At 39.4% G+C, this 12,429-nt stretch carries 11 protein-coding genes and 1 tRNA gene; 2 read left to right on the forward strand and 10 right to left on the reverse strand.

Going from position 1 to position 12,429, the window contains the following annotated elements; translation table 11 throughout:
- Nucleotides 1-395: 395 nt before the first annotated feature.
- From MSVAZ_RS07675 to MSVAZ_RS07690, 4 genes are all read right to left on the reverse strand, one after another.
- A complete protein-coding gene (locus tag MSVAZ_RS07675) occupies nucleotides 396-881 on the reverse strand; it encodes a hypothetical protein (RefSeq protein WP_048119918.1) in 486 nt (161 codons plus the stop codon).
- A gap of 34 nt (nucleotides 882-915) precedes the next feature.
- The gene (locus MSVAZ_RS20170) at nucleotides 916-1,071 is read right to left on the reverse strand and encodes an FmdB family zinc ribbon protein (RefSeq protein WP_156150995.1); all 156 of its coding nucleotides are present in this window, start codon (nucleotides 1,069-1,071) and stop codon (nucleotides 916-918) included.
- A gap of 470 nt (nucleotides 1,072-1,541) precedes the next feature.
- Complete coding sequence (locus MSVAZ_RS07685; RefSeq protein ID WP_394297480.1) at nucleotides 1,542-2,531, reverse strand: lysylphosphatidylglycerol synthase transmembrane domain-containing protein; 990 nt, start codon at nucleotides 2,529-2,531, stop codon at nucleotides 1,542-1,544.
- Between the two features lie 315 nt (nucleotides 2,532-2,846).
- Nucleotides 2,847-5,396, reverse strand: a complete 2,550-nt coding sequence (locus tag MSVAZ_RS07690) for a cation-translocating P-type ATPase (protein ID WP_048119924.1) — start codon at nucleotides 5,394-5,396, stop codon at nucleotides 2,847-2,849.
- Nucleotides 5,397-6,354: 958 nt separating this feature from the next.
- On the opposite strand from MSVAZ_RS07690, the gene MSVAZ_RS07695 reads away from it, so the two are divergent.
- Entirely contained in the window at nucleotides 6,355-6,828 is a 474-nt protein-coding gene (locus MSVAZ_RS07695; protein WP_048119926.1) for a universal stress protein, read from the forward strand.
- A 61-nt stretch (nucleotides 6,829-6,889) separates the two neighbouring features.
- Here MSVAZ_RS07695 and eno read toward each other — a convergent pair whose 3' ends face one another.
- Nucleotides 6,890-8,176, reverse strand: a complete 1,287-nt coding sequence (gene eno, locus MSVAZ_RS07700; protein ID WP_048119928.1) for a phosphopyruvate hydratase — start codon at nucleotides 8,174-8,176, stop codon at nucleotides 6,890-6,892.
- Between the two features lie 853 nt (nucleotides 8,177-9,029).
- Here eno and MSVAZ_RS07705 point away from each other — a divergent pair.
- Nucleotides 9,030-9,419, forward strand: a complete 390-nt coding sequence (locus tag MSVAZ_RS07705; RefSeq protein ID WP_048119929.1) for a transcriptional regulator — start codon at nucleotides 9,030-9,032, stop codon at nucleotides 9,417-9,419.
- Nucleotides 9,420-9,521: 102 nt separating this feature from the next.
- Here MSVAZ_RS07705 and MSVAZ_RS07710 read toward each other — a convergent pair whose 3' ends face one another.
- The 5 genes from MSVAZ_RS07710 to MSVAZ_RS07730 form a co-directional block, all read right to left on the reverse strand.
- Nucleotides 9,522-9,977, reverse strand: coding sequence for a PPC domain-containing DNA-binding protein (locus tag MSVAZ_RS07710; protein ID WP_048123797.1), 456 nt, complete (start codon nucleotides 9,975-9,977; stop codon nucleotides 9,522-9,524).
- A 10-nt stretch (nucleotides 9,978-9,987) separates the two neighbouring features.
- Complete coding sequence (locus tag MSVAZ_RS07715; protein ID WP_048119931.1) at nucleotides 9,988-10,671, reverse strand: ABC transporter ATP-binding protein; 684 nt, start codon at nucleotides 10,669-10,671, stop codon at nucleotides 9,988-9,990.
- A gap of 379 nt (nucleotides 10,672-11,050) precedes the next feature.
- Nucleotides 11,051-11,123: transfer RNA gene (locus MSVAZ_RS07720), tRNA-Gln, on the reverse strand.
- Nucleotides 11,124-11,427: 304 nt separating this feature from the next.
- Complete coding sequence (locus MSVAZ_RS07725) at nucleotides 11,428-11,829, reverse strand: hypothetical protein (RefSeq protein ID WP_048119933.1); 402 nt, start codon at nucleotides 11,827-11,829, stop codon at nucleotides 11,428-11,430.
- Nucleotides 11,830-11,866: 37 nt separating this feature from the next.
- Nucleotides 11,867-12,196 carry a DUF2551 domain-containing protein gene (locus MSVAZ_RS07730; RefSeq protein WP_048119936.1) on the reverse strand — a complete coding sequence of 110 codons (330 nt, stop codon included), beginning with the start codon at nucleotides 12,194-12,196 and terminating at the stop codon, nucleotides 11,867-11,869.
- Nucleotides 12,197-12,429: the final 233 nt, after the last annotated feature.

Below are 12,429 nucleotides of genomic sequence, written 5' to 3' on the forward strand. Positions count from 1 at the left end.
GCTAGTGTCGTGAAAATCAAGTTATGACTCACCTGATACCTGACATTCCGACTCCCTGCCAAACTAGAATAGTAATCACTTGATATTGGCCATTTTGCTAATGGATTACTGCCATAATTATACTTTTGTGATTTGAAATTACACAAAAGTATCAAAAATCGAAATGTGAGTTGCCATAGAACTCTCAATTACATTATTTACTCGAAAAATAAACACCATTGGGGCTTGTAAGATAAACTACCAGCTATACTAAAAAATGCGTGGAGAGAGTTAATTAAACTCACTACAGATCAAGGTTACTAGCTCAGAAATCACTATATAAAGCCAACCAAAACGGTTATATGAAGCGGAGGGCCTCAAAAACCCTATTTTTTGTATCTATAGAAATATTCGGGTCAGATATCAAAGTTAACTTTTAATATCTCACACTCTGGAAGATTTTCAATATGTACGCCTTCAAGTGTTCCCGTTACCTCAAGACTGTCAAACTCATTTGAACCGCAAAGTACGTCCTGATTCGGGTGCGTGCCAGGAGTGATATTGCAGCTCAGGACAGTTTTTTGCCCGGCCGACACTACAATTGGAAGCCTTGGAGATGCAGGGTGGTTCTTTGGAAGAACGATCAAGGGGGACTTGATTTCCCGGATCATAAAAAGAACGCATTTAAGCCCTTTTTCAGTTTTCTCATCCACAGATAGCGCAGAAGCAACAATCAGGTCATGGGGTTCAAGTCCGAGTACAATTTCTTCGTTCTCGGTTTCCAGAAAGAACTGCCCACGCGGACCCGCTTTCACAATAGCCACTGTTCCTGCTGTGCCGCGCAGGAGGATCATTTCACTGTCCTTCAGTGAAATGTCTTTAGAAGAGTTAGATTCTTTCATGTTAAAATAAGTATTTTAAAAATTCAGTCAATTATCAGGATTCTGCTACATTTTTAGACTGGCAGGAAGGGCATGTCACATTTTTGCCAATGCCTTTGAATCTGTTCCCACAGTCTTTACATACATAGTCTTTAACCGGCAAGTTTCCTTCCATATCCAGATCAAACGAGTCTCCAACACTACACATCATTGTCACCTCACGGTTTTATCAGGGGTTCAGTAATAATTATACTACCCACATATTACTACTCATACTTCTCCAATTAATACCTTTCCATACCAGCCCCAGGGGACTATTTATGCTCACAACTGTCCTATCAAGGCAGCGTTTCCTCAAATTTGTGTTTAAAAGAAACATACATTTAAAAGAGACATGCATTTAAAAGAAACATACATTTAAAAGAGACATGTATAGTGCACTTCATGCGCCTTCGGTTAAGTGATAAGTAGTGACAAATTGTCTTCAGTTCCATAACGTTTATCAAATGTTGTAATAGATTGTGAGATGGAACATGGTATTGATTTCATGTAAATAAATATGCCAAAATTCAAGGCCGCCTTCTGATGCAAAATCGATAGCTTTCAGGCAAGAAAATTCCTTAACCGATGACCAATGTAGAGCACTTAATTTTACAAACCTCTGGGAAACATCGTTTGCAATCAACGTAGTTTTTCTTCTTTTTCTTCTTTTAATTTTTTCCAGATCTTAAATCCTCCATAATAGGATAAGTAAATAAATCCTATTACGCTGCTGAGCCCATAAGAAATAAAACGCTCTAAAAAAACGAAACTGCTTGCAGATGCGAGGGACAAGCCAAAGTACAGAAGTAAAGAGATCAGGCCTCCTTCAATTATCCCGAGGCCTCCTGGGGTCAATGGTAGGGCTCCTAGAATGAAAGTCAAGACTGAAATTGTTACAATCAAGCTTAAAGAGAGGTCAACATTCAGGGCTAAAGCAACCAGTTTGAGGCGTATTACGTCAAGGGTCCAGACCCCACAGGATAGAAGGAGAACAGGAATAAAAGCTTGTTTAAATTGGTTCCAATTTTTCTGTATATTCCGAAAGAGAGAAGCTAATTTTGCTCGAAAGAACCACATTGCTATTCCTGCTGCCAAAAAGACTAAGAAAAACAGATGAATTGATTTTAACGTTAAATTGTCAATTGAGGGCAGGAGTCTAATCTCTAAAGAAGGGAATGCATATAGAATATAAATTGATAAGAGAAAAACAGGAATTACTTCAACCAATCTTTCAAAGAAAACTGTTTTAAAAGCGTTGACATAGCTTATCCCAAAAAGTTTGTTGGCCCAAAGAATTCTGAAGGATTCTCCCGTTGCCATGTTCCCTCCAGGAGTAACGTTATTTACGAATACTGCTCCGAAATAAATAGGAACAAGACTTGTGACTTTTAGATTGTAACCAATACAGTAGAGAACCTGCTGCCAGCGAACTGAGAATAAGTATACACTCAGCAAGTATACCAAGATCGCCAGAAAAACATAACGTAGCTTTGTTTCTCTGAGTGTTCCCAATATTTCTTCCAGAACAGGTATGATCTCTATCCAGTAACTGCGGACGAGATATGCACCTGCTGCGAGCAGTAAAAGGGTCACAATGATTTTTATCAAAGTTCCCATCTTCAAAGACATACCTCACAAGAGTTCAGAGCCACTTTTCTAGAAACAGTTTTTCCATTTAGCCTCCAAACTTTAAATTTACTTATGGGAGTCTGCCAGATATTATTTTTTGTTTTGCTCGTTAGATATTATTGCTTATTTTGCTCGTTAGATATTATTTTTTATTTTGCTCGTTAGATATTATTTTTTATTTTGCTTGTTAGATATTATTGCTTATTTGGTTTGTCAGATATTATTGCTTATTTTGCTGTCAGATATTATTGTTTATTTGGTTTGTCAGATATTATTGCTTATTTGGTTTGTCAGATATTATTGCTTATTTTGCTGTCAGATATTATTGTTTATTTGGCTTTTGAGTAATCTTAGCCACACGATACTTAGTATCCCTACAACAAATACGATTAGCAAGTCATCACCGTGCAGCAGTGAGAAACGAAACATACTTCTTAAAGCCGGCACATACAAAACCAGAAGTAAACCTGAAAGCGCTCCTGCTAGCACGTATCTCAAGGCTTTGTTCTCGGAAGACAACGTTTTGATAAGGCTCTGCGACCAGGAAAGGTTTGCCACAATTAAAGTAAGGTTTGCGATTACGAGCGTCGCAAAGGTAAGTGTGCGTGCGTCCACTTCGCCCTTGCCCATATATAGGGCATACAGGAAAACAGCAATCACTCCTGCAAGCATGCTTATTCCCTGTACCAGACTGAGAACCAGGTTTTTTCTTCCGAACAGTCTTTCCTGCAAGTTTCGAGGCGATCTGTTCATTATATTTTTCTCTTCAGGTTCAGCCTCAAAGACTGTTGAACAGGCAGGGTCAATTATCAGTTCAAGAAATGCTATGTGTGCAGGCAAAAGGACAAGGGGCAAATTAAATAATATCGGAAACAGGGCTAGTCCTGCAATGGGCATGTGGACTGAAAATATGTAACCTATTGCCTTCTTGAGATTATCGAAAATACGCCTTCCAAGCCTGACAGCTGCAACTATGGAAAAGAAATCGTCGTTCAGAAGGACGATTGATGCAGACTCACGAGCTACATCCGTGCCTCTTTCTCCCATCGCAATTCCAATATGGGCAGATTTCAGGGCAGGAGCATCGTTAACCCCATCTCCTGTCATTGCAACAACTTCCCCGTTTTGTTTTAAAGCATTTACAATTGTCAGTTTTTGTTCTGGTACAACCCTGGCGAAGATGTTTGTTACTTTTATCTTCTCTGCAAGCTCCTGTTGATCCATATTTGCCAGTTCAGGGCCAGTAATATATTTATCTGGGTTTTCGAGACCGATCTGCCTGGCAATATGCTGAGCTGTACCTGGATAATCTCCGGTAATCATAATGACTCTGATTCCGGCTTTATAACACTCCTTTATTGATTGGGCAACGGATGGCCGGACAGGATCGACAAACCCAAGCAGTCCTATAAACTCGAACTCGAAATCGTGCTGTTTTTCAGGCAAAGAGTCATCCTGAAAACTGGCTTTAGCTACACCAAGAAGCCTCAAACCCCTGTTTGCCATCTCCTGAACATGAGCCGATAACTCTTCTTTCTCGGATTCACTCAGATGGCACAGGTCAAAAATTGCTTCTGGTGCACCTTTTGTAGCAATAACGTATTGTCCGGAGCCTGGGGATTTCCATACGTTTGAAAGCGCAAGCAGGTTTTTTGAGAGAGGGTACTCCCTGACAGTTTTCCACTCTTCGTGGATATGTTCGGTATTAATAAGGAATTTTTCAGTGTTTCTTTTTATCTCTTTCTCAAGAGGATCAAAAGGATCTCGCTGGCTTGCCAGGTATCCAAACTCAAGCAATTCATGGAACTTCTCAAACAGGCATTTATTTTTCTCGAGTTCACAATATTCACCCTTCGAAAATAAGGAGTTCAGAATCATCCGGTTTAAGGTTAAAGTCCCTGTTTTATCCACGCAAAGTACGGTTGAAGCCCCAAGCGTCTCAATTGCAGGCATCCGTCGTACTAACACATTTCTTTTTGACAGTCTCCAGGCTCCCATACTCAGGAATATCAGTAAAACTACTGAGAACTCTTCGGGAAGAAGGGCCATGCTCAAACTCAGTCCTGCAAGCAAACCGTGAAGCCAATCTCCTCTGGTCAAACCGTAGACGACAACTACAACTGCGCAGAGTATTCCTCCAAAAACCGCAAAAGTCTTTATAATTTGGGCAGTTTCTTTTTTGAGTAGAGAGTCTTCTTCGGCTATCGTCCCCAGAGCTTTTCCGATTTTTCCCATTTCAGTATGTATTCCGGTTTCTCTTACCTGGGATACTCCATGACCCTGAATTACCAGGGTTCCTGAATATACAAATGGAAGATCGTCTCCTCCTGGCTGTTCAGGTTTTAAGGAGTGAGTTAAGCCAGCAAATTCACATTTTCGAACAGCCAGTGACTCGCCTGTGAGTAAGGATTCGTCCACCAGAAGATTTGTACTGGAAAGCACAACTCCATCTGCCGGTATACGATCTCCTTCTCTTAAAATTATAATGTCTCCTTTAACGACTTCTCTCCCTGGAATTCTTTTCTGTTCTCCGTTTCTTATCACAAGAGCTCTTGGGCTTGAAAGATTTTTTAAAGCCTCCAATGCTCTTTCGGTCTTTATTTCCTGGTTAAATGTTATACCCACGACCACAAAAACGAAAACTAGCAGTATAAGAGCATCTTTAACTTCCCCAAGGAATAGATAAATCGTACCTGCAATTAAAAGGAGAAGCAACATCGGTTCTTTAAGAACATTTAGAAAGATAAAAAAAGGGCTCTGTTTCTTCTGGGACGGCAGCTCGTTATAGCCTTCGTTCTTAAGTATCGCAGCAGCCTCTTCGTCTGAAAGCCCAGTTATATTCTCCGGATCGAATGTTGTTTCCATATTTTTTCATACCTGTTGTAATATCCCTTCTGTTTTTGGTTCTTTAAGTTTCGGAATGTTTATCAGAAAACGTTGACTTTTTTTTAAATAATTTTAAAATTCCAAAAGTAAAGATATTTCAATTTTATTATATAAGGCTATCCAGAAACAATTTTGGGATAAAGCACAATTTCATTTTGATACTATAGAATGATCATGTAAAATGAACCAATTTCGAAGTTGAATAAAATGGTGAGTCATTTGTACACAATATATAACTGAAATAATAGAAATTAAAACAGCGAAACAATTTCAGGTAAAACAGGGCTGCTCTGGCTGAAAATTGGCTTATACTTGTTCTTCCTGTGAGACAATCTGAACTCGTTTAAGGACTAAAAATACGCCCTTCAAAAATATCGGTTTTTAGAGCTTCGATTGACTTGCCTTCTCCTGATCTTTCTGAAAGTAAACCGGAACAGATATAAATTGATCAGAAATGGTTTTTTGCGTACACGGATATTAGGCCACTAGAAAAAAGTAGGGGTTGTACCCTAAGAGAAAAATTATAAGTGAGGTTGCTTTCCATGTGGACCATATGGAGCACAATAAGGAAATGTTATTCAAGTTAAAGCCCTTATTAGAAAAAGATTTTTTTTCCATTTCTGCTAATTGTTCATTCTCCCAATATTCTGACACTTTATATACCCCTATTATTATAATATTGGGATAAATTTATATTAAATTATCTATGAAAAATCGCAAAGAGCCAGCATTTCTTTTTTTGCTGTTTCTATGTTGGGTCAGGTCTGCTTTCCAGTTTAAAATCCCCTTGAAGATTTCAAATTGGCTCTGGTAATCTAAGAGTTCAAGAAGCTTGCAGGCTTGAAAAAGGCATTCAGCTTTTCAGGTTTTACAGCTTTTTCCTGCAGCATTCCAAAAATCTAATTTAGGAAATCCACGTATTTTAATACGGTTCTATATGGAAGCTATTAATTTTAAGAAAATAATGGTTGCAACCGACGGCTCACCCTGCTCATGGCTGGTTGCTGAAAAAGGAATTGAGCTTGCTCGGTTGAGTGGAGGAAAGGTTTATGCAGTCTATGTAGTGTCAACAGCCTACCTGGCTCCTATCAATGGGGATACCTTTCCTGCGAGTGTTGACCCTTACTGGGAATCGGTACATGAGGCATGGGAAAAACAGGGGCAACAAGCTGTAAATTCTGTAAAAAGCCTGGGAGAGAAGAAAGGAGTCAATGTGGAGCCCGTCCTTCTTGACGGCAATCCTTCAGAAGAGCTTATCCAGTATGCCGAAGAGGAAGAAATGGATATTGTTGTTATGGGCACACTTGGAAAGACAGGACTGAACAGGCTGCTTCTTGGCAGTGTCGCAGAAAATCTGGTCCGTCACTCAAAGGTTCCGGTTATGGTTGTAAGGGATAAGTGTGATTTATGAAATGAATTTTTAAAACAAAAAAAGAAAGCTAAAACTATTTTAAAATGAAAAATTAAAAGGGTTAGAGCTGCACGTAATGTGCAACTTCACCCAGGTCTTCCTCGATCCTGAGAAGCTGGTTATATTTAGCAGTCCTTTCTCCACGGGCCGGGGCTCCTGTCTTGATCATTTCTGCTCCGATAGCTACCGAGATGTCTGCAATTGTTGTGTCTTCGGTTTCGGCAGAGCGGTGGCTTACTATTACTGTATAGCCGTTTCTGGAAGCCATATTTGCGGCATCAAAAGCTTCGGAAATAGTCCCGATCTGGTTGACCTTTAAGAGAAGTGCATTTGCTGCTCCCATGTCAACGCCTTTTGAAAGCCTCTCAATGTTTGTGACAAAGAGGTCATCACCAACAATAATTGTGTCCCAGAGCTCATTGGTCAGGGCTTCGAAGTCCTCAAAGGCTTCCTCATAGAAGGGGTCTTCAATGGAAAGGATAGGATAGGAGTTCACAAGTTCGACGTAGTAGTCCATCAGTTCGGGAGCAGAGAGTTTCTTGCCATCGATTGCATAGGCCTCATCTTCGTAAAACTCGGAGGCTGCAGCATCAAGCCCAATTGTAACCTCGGTGTCAGTGTAGCCTGCTTCCTCAATAGCCTGGGCAAGGGCGTCAAGGGCTTCGGTTGACTCACTCATCTTGGGAGCATATCCTCCTTCATAGCCCACATTAGTAGAAGACCGACCATATTTCTTTTCCAGTAATTTTCCAAGAACATGATAGATTTCGGCTCCTATCTGGAGAGCTTCATAAAAGGTTTCTGCGCCTTTGGGCTGAATCATGAACTCCTGGATTGCAAGATCATTGCCTGCATGCTTGCCCCCGTTAAGGACATTCATTGTGGGCACCGGAAGAGTAAATGCATTTGAGCCTCCCAAATAGCGGTAGAGAGGAACATTGAGGGAATCTGCAGCAGCTCTTGCAACAGCCATGGATACCCCAAGAATTGCATTCGCCCCAAGGTTTGATTTGTTATCGGTCTCATCGAGCTCGATCATTAACTCATCGATTTCTCGCTGGTTTCGCACATCAAGCCCCAGCAATTCCTTCTGGATGATGGTGTTCACATTCTTTACTGCAGTGAGAACTCCTTTTCCTCCATATCTATTAGGGTCTGCATCCCGCAGTTCAAGGGCCTCGTTCGTACCAGTAGAAGCCCCTGAAGGAACACCGGCTCTGCCAAATCCTTTTGGCGTAAACACATCAACTTCAACAGTGGGATTTCCCCTTGAATCCAGGATCTCCCGAGCATGTATCTTTTGGATTTTATATTCTCCAGAATCCTGCTGTAGACCGATATACGACATTATTTCACCCTTTTTAATCTCTGATCTATCTATAGATATATTCTGTTATTTGAAGCTTAACCTTAATTCAAAGCTTATCCTTAATTTTGAAGCTTAACTAATTCAAAGCTTATCCTTAATTCAAAGCTAGTCTTAATTCAAAGCTTAGTCTTAATTCAAAGCTTATCTTTAATTTTGAAGCTTGTCTTAATTTTGAAGCTTAATCTTAATTCAAAGCTTATCCTTAATTTTTAAGCTTAATCTTAATTCGAAACTTAATCTTAATTCGAAACTTAATCTTAATTCAAAGCTTAATCTTAATTCGAAGCTTAACCTTAATTTAAAGCTTAATCTTAATTCAAAGCTTAATCTTAACCTAACCGTTAGATGTCCGAATTGTATTTAATTCTTTATCCGGTTAACGGAAATAATTTTAATTAAGTTTTACGCTATTGTTCCATAGGAAACCCTATTAACAAATGAAGGCTATATGTTGAATTTCCGAATTCAGAAATACTTTTGCCTCGAGTATCTGCATCCTTAGCTGTGTTAGTTCCGGAATATTATCCTTGGAGCATTTGCAAGAGATTTTCTTATTTTGTAACCCTTAACTCAGGCTTCCTGAGTATCAAGGAATGTCCATTTTCCTGCAGGCACTAGCTTTAAAGGTTTTGGTCAGGATCACAAAGCCAGTTTTTACAAAACCGTTTTTTTTCCAGAGATTTGCTAATATTAGTATTTATACTAAAACTTTCCAAAAAAAGGTATTAACACGGTTTGATAGCCAATTAACTCCTTAACAATACTCAATTTATTTAAAAAAACAATTTTATCTACATAAAATATATAAACCTGAAAGTATTATTCACATTCGATGACCGACGATTCTCCAGTTAATTTAACCGAAAAAGAGTATTCAATCATTGACATGCTCCAGAGCCTGGGACTCCCGAGGACAGAAGCCACCGCAATCGTGTGTCTAAAAGATTGCAGTGAACTCAGGTCTCTTCATATTGAACTTGTATCAGGGCTTAGACAACCGGAAGTAAGTGTAGCCATGCGCCCCCTACGGGATAGAGGCTGGGTGGAAGAAAGGTCTGAAAAAAAGAATAAAGGAAAAGGCAGACCTGTGAAGTACTACCAGTTAACTTTGCCCTTTTCACAAATTGTAACGGTCCTTGAAGAAGAGTTTTTAAAAGATAATAAAGAAAAAATAATTGCACTCAAAAGGCTTCGGGAACTGGAGAATACATTGCAAAATTGAATTTGAAGAAGACTGCCAGACAATATTGCAGGACTATATTCTTACTTCTTACCTTCCTACTCAAACTTTTGAGTCTTTATTAACTCTTCTTCTACCAGAACGTCATTTCATATCTAAAACTTGCTCAAAAGCTACTGGGGCAAAACCCTGTTCCTGATCTGTAATTCTTCTGGCAGAAAATCCCTCTAGTTCGAAGACAAAAGCCTCAATTACCATAAAAACTTCGCTTTCTCCTCTCAAGCACCCAAGTTTTACATTGTCTCCCCTGCCTGCACCTGCATGCAGATGGATCTTAGGCTTTCCTTCCATTAAAAAAATATCTCCAATTCCCAGAATCTCGTGTGCATTGTCAAAGCCGGACCATACAGGTTCTGGAGGGATTATACTTTCTTTAGGGCCTGTGACAAGTTTTGCTTCTTTTAATGCGCCTATCAACACAAAAACAGCAGATTCGATGCGCTCCAGTTCAGCAAGTTTAATCAGTTCCAGAATCAGGTCGTCTCCAGAATCGATCCTTACGGTAAATACTCTACCTATTCTTCCTGTTGCATATTCCATCTTTTTATCCTCACTGATCTGTGATTTTTCCGTCCACAAGCCTGATAACCCTATCAGCTTTTGATGCCAGGTTCTCATTATGAGTAACCACAATAAAAGTCTGATTATACTCCCTGTTCAGTCGTCTGAGCAGGTCATAGATAAGATCACCCGTTTTTGTATCAAGGTTGCCTGTGGGCTCGTCACCAAGCACGATTGCAGGAGAACAGCTAAGTGCCCTTGCTACTGCAACTCTCTGGTTCTGCCCTCCTGAAAGTTCACCGGGCTTGTGATCCATCCGGTCTTCAAGTCCTACCTCTTTAAGGAGGTTTTCAGCAATTTCCTGTGCTTCTTTCCTGCTTTTTCCCGCAATCAAGAGCGGCATTATTACATTTTCCATAGCCGTAAAATCCGGGAGCAGGTGATGGTACTGGAAGACAAAACCAAGCATTCTGTTTCGCATCTCAGAACGTTCCTTATCCGACATATTTGTTACGTCTTTACCATCGATTAAGAGCGTCCCAGAACTTGGGGTGTCCAGCAGGCCTATCATGTGCATAAGTGTGCTTTTTCCCGAACCCGATGGTCCTACAATTGCCACGAATTCTCCTTTCTTAATTTTCAAGTTTGCATTGTCGAGGGCGCGAAATTCCATTCCGTTTTTATATATTTTTGTCAGGTTTTTAAGCTCGATAATTGGGCGTTCTTCAGTCATGCTTTTCCTGCATTTTCAAAATTATAATAAAAAGAGGGGCTTTTAACTAAAGAGCTTTTGGGAAGAACACAGAATCCCAAGGAAAAACTCTATTTCGAGGGAACTTTCCTTTTGTTTGGCATGAAAATGTGCCATCTGCAGGCATTTTCATTTCTTTGTGCATGTTATTCAAAGAATATCATGTTCGTTTTGAGAAGAAAATTCTACAAAGGTTGGAACTCTCTATTGAATTTGAAGAGGATACCCAGGAATCATTATTCAAAGACAAAGAAAGATCGGCTTCCTAATTATTCATTTGTTTATAAAAATAGATAGATACTAAATTTAGAAAAATTTTTTACATCATAGCGGAAAAATAGATTTACTTATTTAGTGAGTATAGCCCGGCACGGATTCGAACCGAGGTTGCAGGATCCAGAGTCCCGCATGATTGACCACTACACTACCGGGCTTCGATGATTTTTCGCTGTGGGACGCATTTCTTTCGCCCTGAAGCGTATCTTCTAAAGGAAGATTTTATATAAATACCTTTCGGCTGAAGTGCTTGTAAATATTAAAATGAAATGTTGAGATGAAATGTTGAGATGAAATGTTGAGATGAAATGTTGAGATGAAATGTTGAGATGAAATGTTGAGATGAAATGTTGAGATGAAGTGTTAAAATGAGATGTTAAAATGAGATGTTAAAATGAGATGTTAAAATGAGATGTTAAAATGAGATTTTTTAAAGTCAAATGAAAAAGAGGAATTATTCCTTTAAAGGCTCTCTTCAGACTGGTTGAGAACTGCGGTCCACCACCAGCGAGCCATATCTAAAAGATCCTTTGAGAACTGGCCTGAAAGCCTGTACTCCTTATCTTTTATCGAAATCAACCCGGCTCCAAGCAACTTGTTACGCATCGCATAAAATGAGGCACGCCCTATCTGAAGTTCTTCAAGAAGGTTTTTCCATTCATCAGTCCGGATAGCACTTCCAGCAGCCTGACGCTCTTCTACTAGAGTTAGGAACTTTTGACCTCTTACTGCAGTGGCATCTTCTTGAAAAATGCGTCGCATAAGGGTGTAGTATGGGTCCCTTGAATGGCTTATTCGAGAATTGGAATCCGATCTTACGACAATAGTAGTTGCTGTTCTGGGTGCGTTTTTAACGAGTGACATCGTCCATCAGACATTTTAGGGTGTAATAGTAAATTTATCAAGCCGTGAATTCAGCAGATTCTTTAGGTGAAGTTACAATCTTCATCAGCAGATCTACATATTCTTCTCTCAAAAGGTAAACCATAGGGGTTTTATAGGATTCTTTATGCGCTCTTAGAATTCCAAGCTTCGAATGGATATATCCTACCATGGATGCAACCGTATTTCGAGATACATTATACTTACTTGTAAGCATTTCATGCAGCTCGTCAATAGTCGCTTTTTTTACCTTGATAAAAATGCACAGGATTGCCCTTCGATATCCACTGGAATCAACTTCTAGAAATTTCTCTAACCTGGATTTAATTTTAGCTCGGATGGATACCATTAATTACCACCTTTACTGATGTAGTAAACTATGTAAGTTATAGATCTATATATAGATTTTTAAATTTATTCGTTGTGAGGGGGATGGACACGAAAAAATTGATATCCATAAACAATATTATATTAATTCAAATCCAGTTTTTTGCGTATATAATATTGTTCTTTCTCTGATATATCGGTTTTTGTGCCCCACCTGCGCTGGACATAATTTGAATATTTTTTGAAACTTTTTTA

This window comes from Methanosarcina vacuolata Z-761 (assembly GCF_000969905.1).
Classification (GTDB): domain Archaea; phylum Halobacteriota; class Methanosarcinia; order Methanosarcinales; family Methanosarcinaceae; genus Methanosarcina; species Methanosarcina vacuolata.